Origin of the sequence: Amycolatopsis sp. WAC 01376 (genome assembly GCF_003947415.1) — a bacterium.
Classification (GTDB): domain Bacteria; phylum Actinomycetota; class Actinomycetes; order Mycobacteriales; family Pseudonocardiaceae; genus Amycolatopsis.
This window is the reverse complement of sequence record NZ_QHKL01000014.1, coordinates 66,131-91,209: the sequence shown is the minus strand read 5'-3', so window position 1 is coordinate 91,209 and position 25,079 is coordinate 66,131. Positions and strand designations below refer to the sequence as shown.

7 protein-coding genes and 1 pseudogene are annotated in these 25,079 nt (G+C 69.9%); 4 read left to right on the top strand and 4 right to left on the bottom strand.

What is annotated here, in order from left to right; genetic code table 11:
• Positions 1-54 precede the first annotated feature (54 nt).
• Positions 55-639: a hypothetical protein gene (locus DMH03_RS40945; RefSeq protein WP_125797370.1), complete on the bottom strand. Its 585-nt coding sequence runs from the start codon at positions 637-639 to the stop codon at positions 55-57.
• Between the two features lie 228 nt (positions 640-867).
• On the opposite strand from DMH03_RS40945, the gene DMH03_RS40940 reads away from it, so the two are divergent.
• Positions 868-1,629: a LuxR C-terminal-related transcriptional regulator gene (locus DMH03_RS40940; protein WP_158633170.1), complete on the top strand. Its 762-nt coding sequence runs from the start codon at positions 868-870 to the stop codon at positions 1,627-1,629.
• A 57-nt stretch (positions 1,630-1,686) separates the two neighbouring features.
• Here DMH03_RS40940 and DMH03_RS40935 read toward each other — a convergent pair whose 3' ends face one another.
• Entirely contained in the window at positions 1,687-2,001 is a 315-nt protein-coding gene (locus tag DMH03_RS40935; protein ID WP_125797368.1) for a hypothetical protein, read from the bottom strand.
• A 241-nt stretch (positions 2,002-2,242) separates the two neighbouring features.
• Positions 2,243-2,590 (bottom strand): hypothetical protein, encoded by a 348-nt coding sequence (locus DMH03_RS40930; protein ID WP_125797367.1) that lies wholly within the window; start codon positions 2,588-2,590, stop codon positions 2,243-2,245.
• A 250-nt stretch (positions 2,591-2,840) separates the two neighbouring features.
• Between DMH03_RS40930 and DMH03_RS40925 the strand changes: the two genes are divergently transcribed.
• Positions 2,841-3,842, top strand: coding sequence for a DUF5937 family protein (locus DMH03_RS40925; protein ID WP_125797366.1), 1,002 nt, complete (start codon positions 2,841-2,843; stop codon positions 3,840-3,842).
• 179 nt (positions 3,843-4,021) lie between these two features.
• On the opposite strand, the gene DMH03_RS40920 is transcribed toward DMH03_RS40925, so the two are convergent.
• Positions 4,022-5,008: a hypothetical protein gene (locus DMH03_RS40920; RefSeq protein WP_125797365.1), complete on the bottom strand. Its 987-nt coding sequence runs from the start codon at positions 5,006-5,008 to the stop codon at positions 4,022-4,024.
• 686 nt (positions 5,009-5,694) lie between these two features.
• Here DMH03_RS40920 and DMH03_RS40915 point away from each other — a divergent pair.
• The gene (locus tag DMH03_RS40915) at positions 5,695-6,963 is read left to right on the top strand and encodes a serine hydrolase (RefSeq protein ID WP_255431280.1); all 1,269 of its coding nucleotides are present in this window, start codon (positions 5,695-5,697) and stop codon (positions 6,961-6,963) included.
• A gap of 116 nt (positions 6,964-7,079) precedes the next feature.
• A pseudogene (locus tag DMH03_RS40910) lies at positions 7,080-25,070 on the top strand (non-ribosomal peptide synthase/polyketide synthase); the annotation flags it as partial.
• Positions 25,071-25,079 lie beyond the last annotated feature (9 nt).

Below are 25,079 nucleotides of genomic sequence, written 5' to 3'. Positions count from 1 at the left end.
CGAAGACGAGGATGACTGGTGATACTTGCGTTTGGCTGACCGCGAGATGGTCCGCTACGCCGGGAACCCGACGCATCTGCTCGCCGGCCGGGAACCGGTACCCCGGTAGACGATGAACGACGAAATCCGGTCGTTCCAGTCTTCGCTGGTGTTCTCAAGGCCCCGTCGGAGCAGGCGAAGGTCGCCGACGGACTGTCCGGGCGAGATCACCAGGCAGCGACCGCCGAAGCCCGGGTCCTCGAAGATCTCCAGCCAGGACGTTTCCTGGCCGCCCCCGGTGGTGCTCAGTGCGGAGATCACGTTGTCCCAGTTGCCGGGGCAGTGGAAGAGCACGCAGTCGCGGCCGAGTTCGCGCAGGTTCGGTTCCGAGCCGAAAGCGTCTTTGTCGAGCTTGTCGCCTAGAAAGCCGACGGTCTCCCAGAATTGCGCGCGCGGTGTGAGGCCGGCCGTGGCCGGGGCCGCGAAGATCAGGGAAGACGCGATGAGTATGGCGAAGAGGGCGATGATTCTCGTGATCGTTCCACGCAGTGGTGCTCCGATCGTCAGGGGAGTTCGTGGAAAGTCGCCCTCCAGGCCCCAGTGGTGCCAGCCGGGCAACAATGCGGATCCAAGCATGAACGATAGGCGGGTCCGAAACATGGGTGTCCTCCCGAGCCGGGACGGTGGCGGACGATCATCCGCCCTTTCGCTCACCAGCTTCGCGCCATGCGTGGATACGGCAAATACGAAGAACTCCGTAGCCGCCCCGGTTTCTGCTCCGTTAGTGGACTATCAGCAGCATTGCCCAGGAGTGGGAAAACGATCAGGCACGATGGATGAATGACAGCCTTGTCCGGCCGCGATGCCCGGCACCTTCACGACCTGGCGATGGCCATCCTCACCGAGCCGCGGCCTGTGCGGGTCTGGCCGCTGCTCATGGAGCGGTTGACCACCGACCTGCCGGTGGATCTCGCCGTCCTCATCGACCTGGACTGGAAGTCCGGCACCGGTCATGCCCTGACCGGCAAACCCGACTGGTTGTACGAGGCGCCGCTGGACGATCTGATCAACGCCCACATGCGAACTCACCCCTTGCTGCGGCACTACGCGCACACGGCGGACCGGACCCCGCTGGTGCTCGACGAGGTGGCGGATGACCGCTGGTGGAAGAGCGAGGCCTATCACGCCGGAAAAGCGGCGATCGGAATCGACCGCCAGCTGGCGTTGCCGTTGAGCGCGGGCCCTGGGCAGATCCGGGGCGTCATCATGAGCCGCGGCGGTCACGGCTTCACCGATCGCGATCTCGAATACGCTGTCTTGGCCCGTTCGTTGCTCGACACGGTATCGGCCCACGAAAAAGTGATGCTCGGCATCCCACAGCTCGGTGATCCGTCGGAATACGGGATCACCTCGCGAGAAATGGCCGTCCTCGTGCTCCTGAACGAAGGGCTGACCGCTCGCGCTATCGGCAGTAGGCTTCGCATCGCGGAGAAGACCGTCGTCAAGCACAAAGAGAACCTCTACCGGAAGCTTCGCTCACACGACCGTGTGGCCGTGCTCAACAAGGCTCGCGCTCTCGGTCTTCTCCTGGCAGAAGAATCTTCGGAGCATCGTGGCCGACAGCCAGTTCCGAATTCTTCGCTGCCCTGACGCGATGGCAGTGGGGCGCCGGGCCAACGAGCGGCTACTGGCTGTGCCGCGGACCTTTCAGTCGAAGTCGACGTCGCCGTCGTCCCCGTCGAAGCCCCTGTCGCGGTCGGTGTGCCCGCTGTTGCTGTGCGGCTCTTCTGGGAGTCCTGTGAACGCGGCACTTATGGCCGTCAGCCCGAGGGCGCCGTAGATCAGCCCGAACAGTATGTGGACGAAGATATTGGTGATGGGCTCGCCCGCGCCGTTCACGATGGTGATGTTGCCTGTCACGGCCAGCAGGGCCAAGACAATCAGGCCGGCCCCGACCAGGAACCCGGCCACGCGGCCCATCAGTCTCCAGAAGCTCAGAGCGGGCTTCTGTCCCTTGGACATGGCGACGACGCTACGCGGACTCCACCGCCTGGTGCACCGCCAACCGGAGTCCGAACGGTGCGACCGAGTAGCGCGTCCACCCGAGGTGGACCCACCGCCGCGAAGGGGCATTGGCCGGTCGGTAGGTCGCGTCCCGGGAAATCGGATTCCGGCCGTGCCGCAGTGCGGCGTGGCACCGAGTCCTGCCGGGCCGGGTGGTGACCGTGGTGCCGGGTGGAGGGCTCGGCACCACGGTCTCAGCTCAGCACTTCTTCGTGGAGCCGCCGTTGCTGAGGTACTTGTCGGAGAACCAGCCTGCGCGCTGTGTGCCCGCGACACGTCCCCAGGTCCAGGTACTCACGCCGCCGACCGATTCACCGGAAGTCCAGCAGTGGTAGTAGATCAGCGTGTTATTGCCTGCTTGTCCCAGTGGCTCGCAGGAGGTGTGCGGCCCGGTCCGGTAGCGCAGAACCGTTGTCGTCCGGCCCGAGCCGCTGTCCTTGTTCGAATGTGGGTGACTGCAGTCCATGGTCTGAACGGGTTCGGTTCGCGTTTCTGCGGGTGTGGCCGTGGCTGTCCCGCTGACGCTGACCAGCGTCGCCGCGACCACGGCAGGCAGTGTGAGCAAGGCGCGGTGTAGCGATTTTCTCATCATTATCCCTCTCGATCGGTCTTTTCCGATGTGAATGCGTCGCCGTGAAGACGCAATAGAAATCATTCGATGGCCCCAGTTGAGGAGTAACCCATCTTGGGAACTTGATCCAGTGGATCGCATGACCAGTGTCTGGCACTCTCGACTGTGCTGCCATGTGTTCAACCACAACTGAAACGTGCGGCGGAGCCGCATCTGGGGGGATGACGTGCTGAAGGTGTTTTTTACTGCAGAAGACCTGCTGAAGGTCACCGTGGCGGACACTCCGGCTCCGCTGATGGAACTGGTCCTTGCGCTGATGACGTTGCAGCGCCGCGACAGTCGCCACGTCTTCGGTGGCTGGCGAAGACGGACGGCACGTGGTCTGCCCGTGCGGGCCGAGCCGCTACTGCAATTGCTGTCTCCGACCGGTATCGGACCGCTGTTCCTCGACCCGCCGAGTGCCGGGCTGGACGATGGCTTGTCTCAGGTTCTCGCTACCGACCGAGCGGTCGTCGAGGCGGAATTGCGACGGATCTGTGCGGTCGACCGGCCGCGGACCGCCTGGATTCGGCAGCTTGCCGCACAGGATCGTCACGCCTGGCACATCCTCGAGCACGCCGTAAGGGAAGCGCACAGGCACATTTTGGCCGCGGAGTGGCCACGGCTCCAGGCCGCCTTCTACGCCGAAGCCGCCTGGCGCGCACATTTCCTTGCCCGGCAAGGACTCGAGCGCACCTTCACGAGTCTGTCCGCCGGGTTGCGGTGGCGTGACATGAGCCTGGAAATCGATTCGCCCGACGTCGACAGGGAAGTGACGTTGCGCGGCGAAGGCGTGGTGCTCCTGCCGTCACTGTTCTGGACCGGCCGGGTTCTCGTGGCGCCGCGGCCTGCAGGGCCGGCGCTGGTCATCTACCCGGCCGTCACGCCGCTTCCCTTGCACGATGCCGACACGGTCGGCGATCCTCTCGCGGCATTGCTGGGCAGCACGCGCGCGGACACCTTGCGCGTCCTGACGAAGCCGCACACCACGACCGAACTCGCGCGCACTCTGCACGTCTCCGTGCCCGCGGCATCGATGCAAGCCAGGACTCTGCGCGACGCCCGGCTGATCACCACCCATCGCGACGGCAAAGCCGTCCTGCATTGGTGCACGCCACTCGGCGTCGATTTGATCGCCACTCCAACAGCCGAGCCCGTGAATCATCGCGGCGCGGTCGCGGGTAAGTGACGCAACCGGTCGGTCCGGAGTCGCGGCACGGAAGCACGCGGCGGGAAGACGGCGCTGTGCAGGGTAGTCCGGCGCGGGGCAGGGTGGCGTGACCGCACGCGCCGTCCCCTCCCGGCTCGCTCGGCCTGGTGCGCGGATCCTCGACTGCCACGTTCGCGCCGTCCGCCATGGAAGAAGTGTCAGTGCGACCAGGTGACGATGGTGATGAACTCGTCGGCCGCGACGGCGAACCGGGTGCCGTCCTGGTGCACGGCCACGGCGGGCTGATTCTCGAGTTCCCAGCCGATACCGTCGGTGCGGTCGCCGGTCGCCAGGTGTGGCCACGCTTTGAGCACGGCGCCGGTCGCGGGGTCGACGAGCTTCGGGTGCCCGTAGAGGCTTAGCAGGTATTTCCCGAACCGGTGGAGGGTGCCGAGATGACCTTGGACGGGCACTTTGCTCTCCCATGTGCCCGCCTGCATGGACCACACGCCGAGGTCGCCTGGGCAGAGCCGCCGAGGTTCGCGGCCGCCGGTGCCGGGTTCGGCGCAGAACGCGACGCGATCGTCGTCAAGCCAGCATGCCGACTCGAGATCGCCCTGGAAGAGCCCGCTCGGGAGTACGTCGTTCGTGTCGAGCGAGGCCGGATCCGTCAGTGCGAGCCGGAGATCGTAGACCTGGGGGATGCTGAAAGGATGCCAGATCCAACCCGCGCTGAGCAGCCACCGGTCGCCGGGGCTGACGGCCAGCCGGGAGTGGTAGTAGTCGTCCGCCGCACCGTCGCGTGCGGTCAGGCGCTCCCCGGTGTCGGCCTGCTCGATTTCGAGCTTGCCGCGATGCTCGGGGCAGGAGATGAGGGCTTCCCGCCCGTCCGGAAGCGTCATGAAGCTGACGGGGAAGAGGAAGGCGCCGGGGTCGTCGTCATCGCGGGTGACTTCGCGGAGGGGCTCGCCCCGGTCGAGCAGCTGGGCATCCAGCCCGTACTCGCTGTAGACGACCTGGTAACGCCCGGACGGTGACACGGCCGCGCCGTCGTAGGGGGCAGGGAAGGGATACTGAGGACTCTCACCCACGGGGCCGTCCGGATACCAGGTGTAGCCGCTCACCCAGTCGGCGAGGCCGTCGCCGTGCCAGGTCAGTGTCTTCGGCGCCCGGCCGGTCGTCGGCCATTTCACTTCGCTTTCCATGTCGTCTCGTATGGTGACAGCTTGCCGCGGAAGCCGCGCGCGAATTTCGCCGACGCCGCAACGGCCGGCAACGCCGTCCGCCCGGCCAAGCGATGCGAGCCACTCCATCCAGCGCCTGCTTACGGGTCGGATGTTTGAGAAAACATTTCATGGGTATATAACACAGTTTGCGCAGGTCGCATTTCGGCCCGGCATTGTTGTCACGTGCTGTTCAGGAAAATTTCTCGGCGAGGCCGAATTCATGATCTTTCTCCGATGTGTCGGCTCCTTGAGTTGACCGCAGCGGTGCGATACCTCAGGTGGAGCCAGGTTTCAAGAGTGACCGGACCACGGTTCCACGGCATGGAATTGACAGATCGCCAATTTTTCGGCGACGCGCTCGAATTGCGATCTTGGCAATTCTGTGCTTTTGATTTGCGAGCCGATATGATCTTCGATTGTTTTCGGGATTGGTCCACTTGGTGGTGTCGAAATCGGAGCCAGGTTGGCAACGTGTGAGACGTCTCTTGGCGAGAATGATGCGCGGCGACCTTCTCGGGACGCCACAGCGGTCATTGGTACGTGCGATTTACTCCTGTGGCAGTTGAAGTGTTCGGAAGGTCTGTTCAGTGTTTTCGTCAGTGGCAGATTCGTGTGTTCCCGCGACGTCCGGAAGGCAGTCGGTCCGCCCCATCCCGCCAGGCAGGTTGGCCGGGGTCCTCAGCTCTCTGATCCAGCGGCACCAGGTGCCGGGAGCCCAGCTCGCGGTGTGGCACCGCGACGAACTCTCGGTGGCCGAAGCCGGTGTGGAAGACGGCGACCGCCCGATGAAGCCGGCTTCGACGGTGCCCGTCGGGTCCATCACCAAGGCCTTCACCGCGACGCTCGCGATGCTCCTGGTGGCCGACGGCGATCTCGAGCTCGACACGCCCATCGGCGAGTTCCTCCCGGAACTGCGCGACAGCGAGCTCGGCGGCCTGCTGACCCTCCGGCAGTTGCTCGGGCACACCAGCGGCCTGCCCTCCGACCCCGCCGAACACTGCGCCAGCCGTCGCGACCTGCTCGGCTGGCTGCGCCCGGACCTGCTGGTCTGCGCCCCCGCCACCGCCTTCTCCTACTCCAGTGTCGGCTACGCGCTCGTCGGCATGCTCATCGAAGAAGCGACCGGCATGCCGTGGCAGGAGGCCCTCGACACGATCCTGATCCGCCCGCTGGGCATGGACGCCGCCTTCATCGGGTGCGCGGGCCGGGAGCCGAGTGCCAAAGGACACGCCGGTCGTCCAGGAGCCCGGCCCCGGGTGGTCGAGCAGATGCTGGCCCCGGTGCTCGCTCCCGTCGGCGGCCTGGCGTTGAGCGCCCGTGAACTGATCAAGTTCGGGCAAGTTCATCTGGGCAATCCCTGTCTGCTCGACGAGGCGACCGCGAGGGAGATGTACGCCCCCGGCGACGCCGAACCCTTCGGCCTCGCCGATGGCTGGGGGCTGGGCCTGTCGCGTTTCCAGGGGAAACGCACCACCTGGCTGGGCCACGACGGCACGGCGGACGGAACGTCGTGCCACCTGCGCATCGACGGCGGAGGACAGACCGTCGTCGCGCTGACCACCAACGCCGTCGGAGGAGCGGCGCTGTGGTCCGCGGTGCTGCGGGAGTTGCGCGCGCTCGGCCTGGACATCCCGGACTACCGGGCGCGCGGTGAGCGTGCCCGGCGGGTCACCATGCCGGACGAGAGCCGCGGCGGCTATCGCAACGGGGAGCTGGAGTACGTCGTGGAGACCGACACCGAGGGCGTCGTATGCCTCACGGTGGACGGTGAGGTCCACCGCGACCTGGCCCTCTACGACTGCGGCACGATGTCGGTCCCGGACCCCGCCACCGGACTGCGGGCCGACTGCGGCCGCATCGTCCGCGATCCCCGCACCGGACGCGTCACCGCCTTGCAGGTCGGTGGCCGTCTCGCCGAGCGGGTGAGTCACTGAAGGCGGTCGCACCGCCCTACGGCCCGAGAGGCCTGTCTTCTTCCCCCTCTGTCTCCGTCCACCCGTCTCCCTTGAGGCGGTCCTCGACGCGCGCTCGGAAGGTTCGACGTTTCATGACATCGCAGGACATCGCCAGAGCCCACCTCCCCGGACTGTTCGCGCGTCAAGTGGCGCGCACCCCGGACGCGATCGCCGTGACCGGGGACTTCACGCCGTTGACCTATCGGGAACTCGACGAGCGGGCCAACCGGCTCGCGCACCGCCTGAAGCGGCTCGGCGTCCGCGCCGAGCACCCCGTCGCCGTGAGCCTGACGCGGTCGGCCGATTTCGTCGTCGCCGAAGTCGCGATCGTCAAGGCAGGCGGTGTCTACGTCCCGCTCGACGCGCGGGCCCCCGAAGCGCGGTCGAACCGGGTGCTCGCCGAGATGAGGGCCTCGGTCCTGCTCACCGACCGGGAGCGCCCGCTTCCCGGCGTCCACGCGCAGCGCCTCGACGACCCCACGCTGGAATACGAACCCGCCGGTTCACCCGGCACGGTGATGGATCCGGACCAGCTCGCGTACGTGATGTACACCTCCGGTTCGACCGGTGTGCCGAAAGGCGTCGCCGTGACGCATCGGGACGTCGCCGCACTGGCGGCCGACAGCCGGTTCGGCGAAGCGCACGAGCGGATCCTGCTGCACTCGCCCCCGGCCTTCGACGCGTCGACCTATGAGCTGTGGGTGCCGCTGCTGAGCGGTGGCACCGTCGTGGTCGCGCCGCCGGGCGACCTCGGGGTCGAGACGTTGCGCCGGATGATCTCCGGACATGGGGTGACGGCGTTGTGGCTGACCGCCGGGCTGTTCCGGGTGGTGGCGCAGGAGGCCCCGGACTGCTTCCGCGGCGTGCGGGAGGTCTGGACCGGCGGGGAGGCGGTCCCGGCAGGCCCGGTCCGCCGCGTCCTCGAACACTGCCCTGGTCTCGTCGTGGTCGATGGGTACGGGCCCACCGAAACGACGACTTTCGCCACCTCGCACCGCCTGCCGTCGCGCGATTCGGTGCCGGAGCGCCTGCCCATCGGGCGGCCGCTGGACGGGATGCGGGCGTACGTGCTGGACACCGGGCTGAACCCGGTCCCCGACGGAGAGGCGGGGGAGTTGCACCTCGCTGGGGCGGGTCTGGCGCGCGGCTATCAGGCGCGTCCGGGGCTGACCGCGGAGAGGTTCGTCGCCGACCCGCTCGGCCCGGACGGCGATCGTATGTACCGCACGGGTGACCTCGTGCGCCGGAGTGATCGAGGCGAGCTGGAATTCCTCGGCCGCGCCGACGACCAGGTCAAGATCCGAGGCTTCCGCATCGAACTCGGCGAGATCGAAGACGTGCTGTGCCGGCACGACTACGTCAGTGAGGCCGTGGTCGTGGCCCGGGAAGACCGGCCGGGCGCCAAACGGCTCGTGGCGTACCTCGTCACTCGAGGCGACGGCGGAGAGGAACCGGACGGCCTGTGCGCGTTGCTCACCGAGACGCTGCCGGACTACATGGTCCCCTCGGCGTTCGTCGTCCTGGACGGCCTGAAGCTGAACGCCAACGGCAAGGTCGACCGGCGTGCCTTGCCCGAACCCCCGGTGGAAACGGCGGAGTACGTCGAGCCTCGCACCACTGCCGAGCGGCGGGTCGCCGCGACCTGGGCAGACGTGCTGGGCGGCGGCCCGGTGGGCGCCACCGACGACTTCTTCGCCCGGGGCGGCGACTCGATCCTCGCCGTGCAGGTGCTTTCGCGGCTGCGCGAGACGTTCGGGACGGAGCTGACGGCGAAAGCGGTGTTCGACGCCCCCACCGTCGAACGGTTCGCCCGGCTCCTGCCGGAGACTTCGGACCCGGTCCGGGCCGAGCCGATCCCGGTCGCTCCCCGCGATCTTCCGGTGCCGATTTCCCCGGCACAGCAGCGACTGTGGTTCCTCGACGAGCTTTCCGGGAACGCCGCCACCGAGAACAACACCGGCGTCGGGCTGCGGCTCTCGGGTCCGCTGGACGTCGACGCCTTAGCCAACGCGCTCGACCTGCTCTGCGCACGCCACGACTCCTTGCGCACCACCTTCGACGTGGTGGACGACGAGGGCGTCCAGCGGATCGCCGAGTCCGCCGTCATCCCGCTCCAGGTCCGTCGACTGTCCGATATGGACGATCTGGACGGCGAACTCACCACGGAGTTGTCCCGGCCGTTCGACCTCTGGAGCGGCCCGCTGACCCGGGCCACCCTGTTCGAACTGGCGGACCGGGAGCACCTGCTGGTGCTCTGCCAGCACCACATCGTCACCGACGGCGCGTCCATCGGCATCCTCACCGAGGAGCTGATGGACTTCTACGCCGGGAAGACGTTGCCGGAACTTCCGGTGCGCTACGCCGACTTCGCCGCCTGGCAGCGTTCCCGTCTCACCGGCCCGGCGCTGCGCCCGCACCTGACTTACTGGCGGCAGCGGCTGGACGGCCTCGAACCGCTCGCCCTGCCGACCGACCGGCCCCGCGCCGCGCAGCGGTCGACCGATGGCGCGGTCCACCGGCGGCCACTGCCCGCGGCGCTGGTCGACCGGCTCACCGAACTGGGCCACGAGCACGGCGCGACGCTGTTCATGACGCTGACCGCGGCCGTGCAGATCCTGCTGGCCCGCCACAGCGGGCAGCAGGACGTCGCGGTCGGCACGGCCGTCGCCGGCCGGGACCGCGCCGAACTGGAGAAGCTGACCGGTTTCTTCGTCAACACCCTGGTGCTGCGCTCGCGGGTGGACGACGACCGTCCGTTCACCGGATTCCTCGGCGAATTCCGGGAAACCGTGCTGGCCGCCTTCGCGCACGCCGAGGCGCCGTTCGACCGGGTCGTCGACGCGGTGCGTCCCGAACGCGACCCGTCCCGGACGCCGCTCGTGCAGGCCGTCGTCGTCCTGCAGAGCCCGCTGGTGCGGCCGCGCGACGTCGCCGGGCTGAGGGTCACCGAGCACGACCTGCCCCGGCCAACCGCCCGCTTCGACCTCGTGATCGAGTTCTGGCCGCGCAACGGCACCTTCGAGCTCGCGATCGAGTACAGCACCGGCCTGTTCGACGCCGTCACCGTGGAACGCCTGGCCGCCCGGCTGGAGACCCTGCTGACCGGGATCGCCACCGATCCCGCGCGGCCGCTCGGTGACCTGCCGCTCACCACGGACGAAGACCGGCGTTTCCTGCTGCCCGGTGGCACCGCCGCGACCGCCGTGGACACCGTCCCGGCGGCCTTCGACGAGCAGGCGGCCCGGACGCCCGACGTCCCAGCGGTGACCTGTGGGGACACCTCGCTCACCTACCGCGAACTGCAGGAGCGCGCCGATCGGCTTGCCCGTCACCTGAGCGAACTGGGTGTGCGGGCGGAGGACCGCGTCGGGATCCTGATGGACCGCTCGGTGGACCTCGTCATCGCCGTCCTCGCCGTCCTCAAGGCGGGCGCCGCGTACCTGCCGCTCGACCTGCGTGCGCCCGCCGCGCGGATGAGGCGGATCCTCGACGGCTCGGCGTTGCTGCTGACCGACTCCGCTTGGGCGGACGTCGCCGCGGACGTGCACCCGCGGCCGCTTCGGGTGGCCGTCGCCACGGAGCCCGGTGACCGGCCGGGCGTCGACCTGGATCCCGAGAACCTGGCGTACGTCGAGTACACCTCGGGTTCCACCGGCGTGCCGAAGGGCGTCGCGGTGCGTCACGCGGACGTCGTCGCGCTCGCGCGGGACAGCCGGTTCACCGGCGGCGCGCACGAGCGGGTGCTGCTGCACTCGCCGCTGGCGTTCGACGCGTCGACCTACGAGCTGTGGGTGCCGCTGCTCAACGGCGGCGAAGTCGTCGTGGCCCCGCCGGGAGACCTCGACGTCGACCGGCTGCGGCAGCTGATCACCCAGCACGGCGTGACCTCGCTGTGGCTCACCGCGGGCCTGTTCCGGCTTGTCGCCCAAGAGGAACCCGACTGCTTCGCCGGAGTCCGCGAAGTCTGGACCGGCGGCGACGTGGTCCCGGCGGAGACGGTCCGCCGGGTGCTCGCCTGCTGTCCCGGGCTCGTCGTGGTCGACGGTTACGGGCCCACCGAGACGACCACGTTCGCGTCCGCCTTCCGGATGACTTCAGCGGAATCGGTGCCGGACGTCGTGCCGATCGGCACTCCACTCGACGGGATGCGGGCGTTCGTACTCGACGCCCGGCTGCGGCTGGTGCCGCGCGGAGTGGTCGGCGAACTGTACGTCGCCGGGCCCGGTCTGGCCCGCGGCTACGTCGACCGTGCCGGGGCCACCGCCGAACGCTTCCTCGCCAACCCCTTCGGCGAGCCGGGGAGCCGGTGCTACCGCACGGGGGACCTGGTGCGCTGGCGTTCCGACGACACGCTGGAGTTCGTCGGCCGGGCCGACGACCAGGTCAAGATCAGGGGCTTCCGGGTGGAGCCCTCGGAGATCGAGGCCGCGCTCACCGAACGGGCGGACGTCGCGCAGGCGGTGGTGCTCGCGCGAACGGACGCCGGGCGCAAGCGGCTCGTGGCCTACGTCGTCCCGGCGCCGGGCACGGCACCGGACGCGGCGGCGGTACGCCGCTCGCTGGCGGAGGTGCTGCCGGATTACCTTGTCCCGTCGGCGATCGTGCTGCTCGACGTGCTTCCCTTGAGCCCCAACGGGAAACTCGACCGGCGCGCACTGCCCGAGCCGGCGCTCGACCCGACGGCCGTCCGCCGCACGGCGCCGCGGACGGAACCCGAGCGAGTGCTGGCCGGCATCTGGGCCGAGGTGCTCGGGCTCGACGAGGTCGGGGTCGAGGACAACTTCTTCGACCTGGGTGGTGACTCGATCCTGAGCATCCAGGTCGGCGCCCGGGCGCGCCGGGCAGGGCTCGCGCTGAGCACCAGCGACCTCTTCCGGCACCAGACCGTCGCGGCGCTGGCGGCCACGGCCACCGCGACGGGCGGAACGACCGCGCGGGGACCGGTGTCCGGCGAGGCGCCGTTGACCCCGATCCAGGAGTGGTTCTTCGCCACCCAGACCAGGCGGCCTGAGCGGTTCGACCAGTCGCTGTCGATGGAACTCGCCGCCGATGCCGACGAGGCCGCGTTGCGCACGGCGCTGTCGGCACTGGTCGAGCAGCACGACGCGCTGCGCATGCGGTTCGAACGCGCGAACGGGCGGTGGCGTCAGGTGAATCCGCCACCCGGGCCGGTGGACGTACTGGCTGGACCGTCCGAAGCAGACCTCGGGCGCGGGCCGTTGCTGCGGGCATGGCTGTCCGAAGAGGACGGTCGCAAGATGCTTCGGCTGGCCGCCCACCACCTCGTCGTCGACGGGGTGTCCTGGCGAGTGCTGCTGGAGGACCTGGACCTGGCCTACCGGCAGACGGTCCGGGGCGAGGCCGTCGACCTCGGACCGAGGTCGACGTCGTTCCTCGAATGGGCCCGCCGCTTGGCCGACCACGCCGAGGCGGGTGGGTTCGCCGGAGAATCGGCCTACTGGCAGGACTTCGACGGTGACACGTCGGTGCCGGTGGACGGTGCGGGACCGAACATCGCCGGTGCCGCGCGGTCGGTGACCGTGCGGCTGACCGAAGCCGAGACGACCGCGCTGACGCGTGACGTGCCCACCGTGTACCGCACGCGGATCAACGACGTGCTGCTCACCGCGCTCGGCCATGTCCTGCGGGACTGGACCGGTCACGACCGCGTCGTGGTCGACCTCGAAGGCCACGGCCGCGAGGATCTGTTCGAGGACACCGATCTGTCACGGACGGTGGGCTGGTTCACCAGCCTGTTCCCGGTGGCACTGGAAGCCGGCGATGACTGGGGCCGGGCGCTCAAGACGGTCAAGGAGCGATTGCGGGCGGTGCCCAGCCGCGGCATCGGCTACGGCGTCCTGCGCTACCTCACCGGGACGGCGCCGGAGATCACCCCGGCGGTCAGCTTCAACTACCTCGGCCGGTTCGACCCGCCGGTCGCCGACGGCGGCCTGTACGCCGCGCCGGGCCGGGAACTGACCTTGGACGTCGCCCCGGAGGAGCTCCGGCCGCATCTGCTCGACGTCGTCGGCCGCATCGACGGCGGTGCACTGGAGTTCGACTGGTTCTTCGCCGAGGGCGTGCACGATAAGTCCACAGTGGACGGTCTGGCGAACGCCATGCTCGACGCGTTGAGGGAGCTCGTCCGGCACTGCGCCGAGCCGGACGCGGGCGGCCGCACACCGTCCGACTTCCCCCTGGCCGCACTGGACCAGCGGCAGGTGGACGCGCTGGCGGGCGACGGCCGCGCGGTCGAAGACCTCTACCCGCTGACTCCGATGCAGGCCGGGATGGTCTTCCACGCACTGGCGCCGGGCGGCACCCGGGTCTACTTCGAACAGCTGACCTTCGTACTCGACGACGTCGCCGACCCGCGGCGGCTCGGCGCGGCCTGGCAGCGGGTGGTGGACCGGACGCCGGTACTGCGCAGCCGGATCGTCTGGGAGAACGTGCCTGCCCCGCTGCAACTGGTCGAGCGCGACGTCACCCTGCCGATCACCCACCTCGACTGGACCACACTGTCCACTGTGGAGCGTGAGGAGGCGCTGCGGCGACTGCTGGAGGCCGACGCCGAGGAGGGGCTCGACCTGGCCCGCGCGCCGTTGACGCGGCTCGTCGTCGTCAGGCTGCCCGGCGACGCCGTGCGGGTGGTGTGGACGTTCCACCACGTGCTGCTCGACGGCTGGAGTGTCTTCCAGGTGCTGTCCGACGTCATCGCGCTGGCCCGGGGCGATGACGGGGCGGTGCCCGAACGGCGGCCGTTCCGCGACTACCTCGCCTGGCTGGCCCGCCAGGACGACCGGGCCGCGGAGGAGTACTGGCGGGCAGAACTCGCCGATCTGTCCGCGGCGACACCGTTGCCGTACGACCGGGTGGCCGCCCGCGGGCATATGACCAGATCCGCCGACCGGGTGGCCACCGAGCTGGACGAAGCCGCGTCCGACCGGCTGTACGCGTTCGCGAAACGCCATCGGCTGACGGTGAACGCCGTCGTCCAGGGTGCGTGGGCGCTGTTGCTGTCGCGCTACAGCGGTGAGCAGGACGTCTGTTTCGGTGCGACCGTCTCGGGCAGACCGCCCGAGCTGCCAGGGGTGGACGACATCACCGGCATCTTCATCAACACCCTGCCGGTGCGGATGCGCGTGGACGGCGGTGCCGGGCTGGTCGACTGGTTGCGGGAGGCACAGGCCCGGCAGGTCTCCTCACGCCGGTTCGGGCATCTCGCGCTCACCCGGCTGCAGGGCTGGAGCGGTGTCCCGGCGGGGACGAACCTGTTCGACAGCATCGTGGTGTTCGAGAACTACCCGATCGACGAACTCGCCGACGGGCCGCGGGTACGGGAACTGGAAGCTGCCGAGCGGACCAACTACCCGCTCAGCGTCGTCGTCTACCCGGGACGCCGGCTTTCACTGGTGCTCGGCTACGACCCGGCCCTGTTCGACGCCGGGACGGCCGAACGGCTCGCCACCCATCTGGGCGTGCTGCTGCGGAGCATGGCGGACGTAGGAGTTTCGGCGATCACGATGCTGACCGAAGCCGAGGAAAACCGCGTGGTCCACGAGTGGAACGCCACTGGCACGACGTTGCCGGACGACGCGCTGACGCCGCTCTTCGAAGCTCAGGTACGGCGCACTCCGGGCGCTGTCGCGGTGGCCACCGACACCGGGTCCCTGACCTACGCCGAACTCGACGAACGGGCGAACCGGCTGGCTCACCTGCTGCTGCGGCATGGCGTCCGTGCCGAGGAGCGGGTCGCGGTGCTGATGGACCGCTCGGCGGACCTGGTCGTGGCGGAGCTGGCGATCATCAAGGCGGGTGGCGCCTACCTGCCACTGGACCTGCGGGCACCGGCGGACCGGTTGCGCCTGCTGCTGTCCGAAGCCGAGGCGCAGATCGTCGTCACGGACACGGCACGGCGGCCGCAGGCCGAGGAGGTCCACTGTGGACAGCTGCTGACGGTCGACGACGCCGCGGGCGAACCGGCGACGGCCCCGGGTGTACCGGCCGATCGCGACCAGCTCGCCTACGTCATCTACACCTCGGGTTCGACCGGCTCGCCCAAGGGTGTCGCCGCGCGGCAGCGGGACGTCGTGGCGCTGGCGTGGGACCGGCGGTTCCGGACCGGAGCGCACGAGCGGGTGCTGCTGCATTCACCGCATTCGTTCGACGCCTCGACCTACGAGCTGTGGGTGCCGCTGCTCAACGGCGGTTGTGTGGTCGTCGCGTCGGCACGGGAACTGGACGTCGCGACGCTCCGGCGGGTGATCGCCGAGCACCGCGTCACCGGGGCGTTCCTGACGACGGGGTTGTTCCGGCTGGTGTCGCAGGAGGATCCGCGGTGCTTCGCGGGAATGCGGCAGGTGTGGACCGGCGGTGACGCCGTCCCGGCTGCGGCACTGCGCCGGGTGCTGGAAGCCTGTCCGGACACCGTGGTCGCGGACGTTTACGGGCCGACCGAGACGACTACTTTCGCGACCGTGCGGTCGATGTCGTCGGTCGGTGAGGTGCCGGACGTGGTGCCGATCGGCGGACCGCTGGACAACACGCGGACCTACGTCCTCGACACCGGGCTGTCCGTCGTGCCGCCGGGGGTCCCCGGTGAGCTGCACATCGCCGGTGAGGGCGTGGCCCGCGGGTATCTGGCCGACCCCGGTCTCACGGCGGATCGGTTCGTCGCCGACCCCTTCGGCACCGGCGAGCGGATGTACCGCACCGGGGACATCGTGCGGTGGACCCCGGAGGGGCAGCTGGAGTTCGTCGGCCGCGTCGACGAGCAGGTCAAGGTCCGCGGCTTCCGGGTCGAGCTGGGGGAGATCGAGGCGGCGCTGGGCGCGCATCCCGCGCTCGCGCAGGCCGCGGTGCTCGCGCGGGAGGACAACGGCGTCAAACGGCTGGTGGCCTACGTCGTCGGGAAGAACGGCGTGCCGGACACCGCCGAACTGCGGGAGTTCCTCGGCCGCACCCTGCCGGACTACATGGTCCCGGCGGTGTTCGTCGCGCTGGAGCGGCTTCCGGTGAACGTCAACGGGAAACTGGACCGGCGGGCGTTGCCCGTGCCCGACTTCGACGCTCAGCGTGCCACCGCTCACGTGGCGCCGCGGCCGGGTCCGGAGACCGTGCTCGCGGACATCTGGGCCGAGGTGCTCGGGGTCGGGCGAGTCGGCGCCGAAGACGACTTCTTCGCGCTCGGCGGAGACTCGATCCTCAGCATCCAAGTGGTCTCCCGCGCCCGGCAGGCCGGACTCGACCTGTTGCCGGGTGACCTGTTCACGCACCGCACCATCGCCGAACTGGCCGCTTCGGCGGGCGACGTCCACGAAACCGCCGACCGCGGCCCGGTCAGCGGCGACGTCGCGCTCACCCCGATCCAGCGATGGTTCTTCGCCACGCAGACCGACGATCCCGGGCACTTCGATCAGCGCGTCGAGATCGAGCTACCGGCTCCGGCCGACCCCGATGCGGTGCGCACCGCGCTGGCCGCGCTCGTCGAGCACCACGACGCGCTGCGCATGCGGTTCGAGCACGGCCGGCGGCAGGTGAACGCCCCGGTCGATCCCGCGGCCGACGTCCTGGACACACCGGTGGATCGTGACCTGGCCACCCGGCCGATGCTGCGCGCCACGCTGTCCACGCCCGGCAGGCTCACCCTGTCCGCGCACCACCTCGTGGTCGACGGCGTGTCCTGGCGGGTGCTGCTGGAGGACTTCGACAAGGCCTACCGGCAGGCGGTACGCGGAGAAGCCGTCGACCTCGGCCCGCGCGGAACCTCCTTCCAGGAGTGGGCGGAACGGCTGGCGGAGCACACCGCCGCGGGCGGGTTCGACGACGAACTCGGCCACTGGCACGCCACGGCCGCGGAGCCCACCGTGCCGGTGGACGGCGACGGCCCGAACACCACCGCGGCGATGCGGGAGGTCACCACCCGCCTCGACGCCGAAGAGACCGCGGCACTTCTGCGCGCGGTTCCCGACGTGTATCGGACTCAGGTCAACGACGTGCTGCTCACCGCACTGGGCCGCGTGCTGGCCGACTGGACCGGCCGGGGCCGGGTGCTGGTGGATCTGGAGGGACACGGCCGGGAGGAGCTGTTCGACGGCGTCGACCTGTCGCGGACCGTCGGCTGGTTCACCACGCTGTTCCCGGTCGCGCTCGACGTCCCGGACGATTGGGGCACGGCGCTGAAGTCGGTCAAGGAGCAGCTGCGCGCGGTGCCTCGACGGGGCATCGGTTACGGCGCTTTGCGTTACCTCGCCGGGACGGCGCCGGAGATCGCGCCGCAGGTGAGCTTCAACTACCTCGGTCGTTTCGACTCGAATTCGGGCCGTCTGGAGTCGGACGACAGTCCGCGCTCGGTTCGCGCGCACCTGCTGGACGTCGTCGGCCGTGTCGAAGGCGACGAACTGGAATTCTCCTGGTACTACGCGGAGGGCGTGCACCGGGAGGAGACGGTCGCCCGGCTGGTCAGGGCGCTGGTCACCGCGTTGCGTTCGATCATCGCGCACTGCGCCGAGCCCGGGGCCTGGGGCCGCACGCCGTCGGACTTCCCGCTCGCCCGGCTCGACCAGGCGACGGTGGACCGGCTCGCCGCTCCCGAGGTCGAGGACATCCACCCGCTGACGCCGATGCAGTCCGGCATGGTGTTCCACTCCCTGTCACAGGGGGAGGAACGGGTCTACTTCCAGCAGGTGGCGTTCGTCCTCGACGGCGTCACCGATGCGGAGGTTCTCGCGCGGTCCTGGCAGCGTGTGGTCGACCGGACGCCGGTGCTGCGCACGCGCATCGTCTGGGAGGGCGTCGACGAGCCCGTGCAGGTGGTCGGGCGCGCGGTCACCGTGCCGGTCACTCACCACGACTGGCGCGCACTGTCCGAAGTGGAGCGTGAGACCGCCTGGCGGGACGTCCTGGACCGCGACCGTGACGAGGGAATGGACCTGACGGCCGTGCCGTTGCTGCGGCTCACGCTCGCGCGGTTGTCCGGCACCGAGGTCCGCGTGCTGTGGACCTTCCACCACGTGCTGCTCGACGGGTGGAGTGTGTTCGGGATCCTGTCCGACGTCTTCGCCTGCCACGGCGCGTTCACCCGCGGGGAAGCCGAGGAGCTGCCCCGCCGCCGGCCGTTCCGCGATTACGTCGAGTGGCTCGCGAACCAGGACGACCGGCTCGCCGAAACGCATTGGCGGACCGTGCTCGGCGACCTCACCGCACCCGCGCGGTTGCCGTTCGACCGGCCGCCCGCCCAGGCGCACACCACCCGCTCGTCGGAATGGCTGACCGTCGAACTCGGCGCGGACGAGACAACACGGCTGCGGGAGACCACGCAGAGTGCCGGGCTGACGCTGAACACGCTCCTGCAGGGCGCGTGGGCGCTGCTGCTCGCCCGGTACACCGGTGACCGCGACATCTGCTTCGGCACCACGGTTTCCGGGCGGCCGGTGGACCTGCCGGGAGCGGACGACATCGCCGGCATCTTCATCAACACCCTGCCGGTCCGGGTCGCCGTGGCGGGCGCTGTCAGCGCGATGCCGTGGCTGCGGGACCTGCAGGCGGGCCAGGTCGAATCCCGCCGGTACGGGCATCTGCCGCTGACCCGGCTGCAGGGCTGGAGCGGGGTGCCCGCCGGGGCGAACCTGTTCGAAAGCCTGGTGGTGTTCGAGAACTACCCGATCAACGAGGAGGCGGCCACCGCGCACGGCCTGCGGCTGCGGGCGCTCGACGCGGTCGAGACGACCAGCTATCCGCTCAGTGTGGTCGCCTCTCCGGGTGACCGGTTGTCCATCGACCTCGGCTACGACCCGGATCTGTTCGAGGCGGCTTCGGCCCGGCGGATCGCCCGGCAGTTGACCGGTGTCCTGCGGAGTTTCGGCGAGGACCTTGGACGGCCGCTGGACGAGATCGATCTGCTCACCGACGCCGAACGGCGGCAGGTGCTCGTGGAGTGGAACGACACGGCGAACCCGGTGCCCGAGCGCACGCTGGGAGAACTGTTCGCCGAGCAGGTGCGGCGGACGCCGGACGCGCCGGCGCTGACCGCCGACGGTGTCGAGCTGAGCTATGCCGAGCTGGACGCTCGCGCGGACCGGCTGGCACAGCGGCTGGACATCGGGGTCGAGGAGCTGGTCGGCGTGCTCATGGAACGCGCGCCCGAGCTGGTGATCGCCGAACTGGCCATCGTGAAGGCGGGCGGGGCGTATCTGCCACTGGACACGCGCGCGCCCGAAGCACGGCTGAAGAGCCTGCTCTCCGGGGTTTCCGCGCTGGTCACCGACCGGGAGTGGGAGCCGGTGGCGCGGTCCTTCCACGCCGGGCCGGTCCTGGTCGCCGAGGACATCGAGCCGTCCACGCCGCGCCGCCTTCCGACGCCTCATCGGGACAACCTGGCGTACGTCATCTACACGTCGGGCTCCACGGGAACGCCCAAAGGAGTCTCGGCGCGCCACCGTGACGTCGTGGCGCTGGCGTGGGACCGGCGGTTCCGGACCGGAGCGCACGAGCGGGTCCTGCTGCACTCACCGCATTCGTTCGACGCCTCCACCTACGAGATGTGGGTGCCGCTGCTGGCGGGCGGTTGTGTCGTGGTGGCGCCACCCGGCGACCTCGACGTCGACACGCTCGCCCGCGTCATCGCCGAACATCGGGTCACCGGGGCGTTTCTGACGACGGGATTGTTCCGGCTGGTGTCGCAAGAGGCGCCGGCCAGCTTCGCCGGAATGCGCGAAGTGTGGACAGGAGGCGACGCCGTACCCGCCACCGCGTTGCGCCGGGTGCTGGAAGCCTGCCCGGGCACAGTGGTCGCCGACGTCTACGGCCCCACCGAGACCACGACCTTCGCGACCGTGCGCCTGATGTCGTCGGTCGGCGAGGTGCCCGATGTGGTGCCGATCGGCGGGCCCTTGGACAACACGCGGGCCTACGTCCTCGACAGCGCGCTTCGACCGGTGCCGCCGGGAATCCCGGGTGAGTTGCATCTGGCGGGTGAGGGCCTGGCCCGCGGCTACCTGGGCAGCGCCGGGCTGACCGCGGACCGGTTCGTCGCCGACCCCTTCCTGGCAGGCGAGCGCATGTACCGCACCGGCGACGTCGTGCGGTGGACGGCGGAGGGACAGCTGGAGTTCACCGGCAGGGTCGACGAGCAGGTCAAGATCCGCGGCTTCCGCGTCGAACCCAGTGAGATCGAAGCGGCGCTGGCGGCCCATCCCGGCCTGGTCCAGGCAGCTGTGCTCGCCCGCGAAGACCAGGGAGTCAAGCGGCTGGTGGCCTACGTCGTCGCCGGGACGGACGCGCCGGACGCGGCCGAGCTGAAGGAGCTCCTGGCGCGTGACCTGCCGGACTACATGATCCCGGCCGCGTTCGTCCCGCTCGAGGAGCTTCCGTTGAACGTCAACGGGAAACTCGACCGGGCGGCACTGCCGGCGCCGGACTTCAGCCGGCCGGTGACCGCGTGGACGGCCCCCGGCACGGACGCCGAACGCGCGCTCGCCGAAATCTGGGCCGAGGTGCTCGGGGTCGAGGAAGTGGGTGCGGAAGCCGACTTCTTCGAATTGGGCGGCGACTCGATCCTCAGCATCCAGGTGGTGTCGCGTGCCCGGCGGGCGGGACTGCGGCTGCTGCCGAAGGACCTGTTCCGGTATCCGACGATCCGGGCGCTCGCGGCGAGCGCGCAAGGCCCGGCACCGACCTTGGCCGAACAGGGCCCGGTCACCGGCGACGTTCCGCTCACCCCGATCCAGCACTGGTTCTTCGCGACCCAGCCCGAGCAGTTCGACCAGTCCCTCCTTGTCGAACTGGCTGAGGACGTCGACGAGGCCGCGCTACGCGCCGCACTGACCACCGTCCTGGACCACCACGACGCCTTGCGGATGCGGTTCGAACGCACCGAGGACGGCTGGCATCAGCACAACGCGCCACCGGAGCCGGTGGACGTGCCGCATATCGGCGAAGTGTCCACAAAGGACTTCGACTTGCGGAACGGTCCGCTCTTCTCGGCCGTCCTGTCAGGGTCGCTGTTGTCCCTGACCGCGCACCATCTGGTGGTCGACGGCGTGTCGTGGCGGATCCTCCTGGAGGATCTGGAAACCGCGTATCGCGGCGGCAGCTTGGGCCCGAAGACGACGTCGTTCCGTTCGTGGGCGCGACGGCTCGCCGAGCACACCGCGGCGGGCGGGTTCGACGACGAACTGGCGCACTGGCGGGCCGTCCCGCGGCCTGCCGCGCTGCCCGCCGACCACGACGGCGAGAACACGATCGGTTCGGCCCGCTCGGTCACCGTCCGGCTCGATCCGGACGAGACCAAGGCGTTGCTGCGGGACGTACCCGAGGCCTACCGGACGCAGGTCAACGACGTGCTGCTCACCGCGCTCGGCCGGGTGCTGGCCGACTGGACCGGGCAGCGGGAGGTCTTGGTCGACCTGGAGGGTCACGGACGCGAGGACCTGTTCGACGACGTCGACCTCTCGCGCACGACGGGCTGGTTCACGAGCATGTTCCCGGTCGCGCTGACCGCGCCCGCGGACTGGGGCGCCGCGCTCAAGGCGGTCAAGGAACGGTTGCGGGCGGTACCCCGGCGCGGCATCGGCTACGGCGCCTTGCGGTACCTCGCCGGGACAGCGCCGGAAATCGACGCGCCGGTCAGCTTCAACTACCTCGGCCGGTTCGACTGGGACCTCGGCGGCCTCTACCACGCCATGCGCGGGGGACTCGACGCCGACCTGGACGCGGCGGCGACGCGGACGCACGCGATCGACGTCGTGGCCAGGGTGGAACAGGACGCGCTCGAAGTGTCCTGGTCGTATTCGGCGAACCTGCACGACAAGTCCACTGTGGACGCGCTGGCCGCCGGCCTGCTCACCGCGCTGCGGGGCATCATCGAGCACTGCGCCGGACCCGGCGCCGGCGGCCGGACGCCGTCGGACTTCCCGCTCACCACGCTCGGCCAGTCCCAAGTGGACCGGCTGGTGGGCGACGGCCGCGCCGTCGAGGACGTCTACCCGCTGACCCCCATGCAAGGCGGGATGGTCTTCCACGGGCTGTCGCAGAGCGAGCAGGGTCTGTACTTCGAGCAGGCGACGTTCGTCCTCGACGGCGTCACCGACCTCGACGTGCTCGCCCAGGCGTGGCAGGAGGTACTCGACCGCACCCCGGTGCTGCGGACCGCCTTCGTCTGGGATGGCCTGGCGGAACCCGTCCAGGTCGTGCACCGCGACGTCACGCTGCCGATCCGGCGGCTCGACTGGACGGACCTGTCCGAAGCCGAACGTGCGAAACGGCTGCGGCGTCTGCTGGAAGAGGACCGTGAGGAAGGCCTCGACCTCGCCCGGGCACCACTGATGCGCGTCGCGCTCGCCCGGCTCTCGGACACCGAAGCACAGGTGCTGTGGACCTTCCACCACGTCCTGTTGGACGGCTGGAGCGTGTTCGGCGTGCTCGCCGACCTGTGCGCGGCCCACGCCGGAGGCCCGCTGCCGTCCCGGCGTCCCTTCCGGGACTATCTGGAATGGCTGGGCGGACGCGACGATGCTGAGGCGGAACGGTTCTGGCGGCGCACCCTGGAAGGCGTGGCGGAGCCGACGCCGTTGCCCTGCGACCGGGTGCCGTCGGAGACCCACACGACCTGTTCGTCGACCTGGCTGCCGTATTCGCTGGACGAAGCGGACACCGCCCGGCTCGACGGGTTCGTCAAGCGGCACGGGCTCACGCTCAACGTCATGGTCCAGGGCGCCTGGGCATTGCTGCTGTCGGTCTACAGCGGACGCCGTGACGTCGTTTTCGGTGCCACCGTGTCCGGCAGGCCCGCCGAACTGTCCGAAGTGGACGGTATCCTCGGCATCTTCATCAACACCCTGCCGGTGCGCGCCGACGTCGACCGTTCGGCCGGGGTGGCCCGATGGCTGAAGGACCTGCAGAACGCCCAGGCGGAGGCGCGCGGATTCGACTTCGTGCCGCTGAGCAGGCTCCAGACCTGGACGGGGTTGCCCGGTGGCGTGAACCTGTTCGACAGCCTCGTGGTGTTCGAGAATTACCCGATCAAGGACGACGCGGCCGCCGAGCACGGCCTGCGTGTCCGCGACCTGGCGGCGTTGGAGACGACGAACTTCCCGGTCACCGTGGTCTCGTCGCCGGGACCGCGGCTGGCGGTGGAACTCGGCTACGACCCCGAACTGTTCGACCGGGCGACCATCGAAGGCATCGCCGGGCTGCTGCTCCTGCTGCTGCGCGAACTCGCCACCGACGGCGACCGGCCGCTGGGCCGGGTGCCGGTGCTCGACGCCATCGAGGAGTGCCTCGTGGTGCGGGAATGGAACGACACCGGCGAGGAGCCGCCCGCGCGGTCTCTGCCGGAGGTGTTCGCCGAACAGGTCCGCGACCGTCCGGACGCGCCCGCGGTCGCGTCCGGCGGAGAAACCCTGAGCTACGCGGAACTGGACCGGCGGGCGAACCGGCTGGCGCACCACCTGCTCACGCTCGGCCTCCGGCCGGAGGACCGGGTCGGCCTCGCGGCCGAGCGGACGAGCGCGTTCGTGGTCGCCGAACTCGCCATCGCCAAGGCGGGAGGTGTCTACGTGCCCCTGGACACCCGTGCCCCGGACGAGCGTCTGGGACTGCTTCTGGCCGGCGTCGAGTACGCAGTCACCGACGAGACCTGGCTGGACACCCTTTCGCGAGTCCACGAGGGACACATCGTGGTCGAGCCGGAGACAGGGCCGGACCACGACCCTGGTGTCACGGTCGATCCCGAGCAACTGGCGTACCTGATGTACACCTCCGGCTCCACCGGGACGCCGAAGGGGGTCGCCGTCCGGCATCGCGACGTCGCCGCGCTGGCGGCGGACCGGCGGTTCGCGGGCGGTGCGCACGAGCGGGTGCTCCTGCACTCGCCGCCCGCCTTCGACGCCACCACCTACGAGCTGTGGGTGCCGCTGCTCAACGGCGGCACGGTCGTCGTGGCACCGCCCGCCGACGTCGACGCCCACGCCGTGCGGCACGCGATCGCCGAGGAGTGCGTGACCGGCCTCTGGCTCACCGCGGGCCTGTTCCGGGTGCTCGCCCAGGAGGCGCCGGACTGCTTCAGCGGGCTTCGCGAGGTCTGGACCGGTGGCGACGTCGTCCCGGCCGCCGCGGTCCGGCAGGTACTGGGCGCGTGCCCGGACCTGCGGGTGGTGGACGGCTACGGGCCGACCGAAACGACGACCTTCGCCACGTCGTTCCCGATGTCCACTGTGGACGAGGTGCCTGACGTGGTGCCGATCGGCGGTCCGCTGGACGGGATGCGCGTCCAGGTGCTCGGTCCCGAGCTGACGCCGGTTCCGCCAGGGGTGCCGGGGGAGCTGTGCGTCAGCGGCGCCGGGCTCGCCCGTGGCTACTTCGCCCGTCCCGGCCTGACGGCGGATCGCTTCATCGCCGATCAGTACGGGCCGCCGGGTACGCGGATGTACCGCACCGGGGACCTCGCCGCCTGGACCGCCGACGGCCGCGTCCGGTTCCTCGGCAGACTCGACGAACAGGTCAAGCTCCGCGGCTTCCGGATCGAACCGGGCGAGGTCGAAGCGGCGCTGGCCGCCCACCCCGCGGTCAGGCAGGCCGCCGTGATCGTCCGCGAGGATCGGCCGGGGGCCAAACTGCTCGTCGCCTATCTGGTGGGCGCTGACCTCCCCGCGGAAGAACTGAAGGCCTTCCTCGGCCGGACGCTGCCGGACTACCTGATCCCTTCCGCGTTCGTCCAACTCGACACGCTCTCCCTGAGCCGCAACGGAAAGCTCGACCGACGCGCGCTGCCCGCACCGGACCTCGCCGATACGCGACCGGCGTACACCGCCCCGGAGACCGACACCGAACGTGCCGTGGCGGGGATCTGGGCCGAGGCACTCGGGCTGGAGCGGGTCGGCACGGACGACAACTTCTTCGACCTCGGCGGGGATTCGATCCGGAGCCTGCACATCGCCTCCAGGGCGAGCGCGGTGTTCGACATCCGGCTCACCCCGCGTGACGTGCTCACCGCCCGCACCGTGGCCGTACTGGCCGAGACGGTCGAGGAGATGATCCTGCGGGATCTCGAACTCCTCGCCTCCGGTGACCCCACCACCGAACTGTGAGGACCTGCC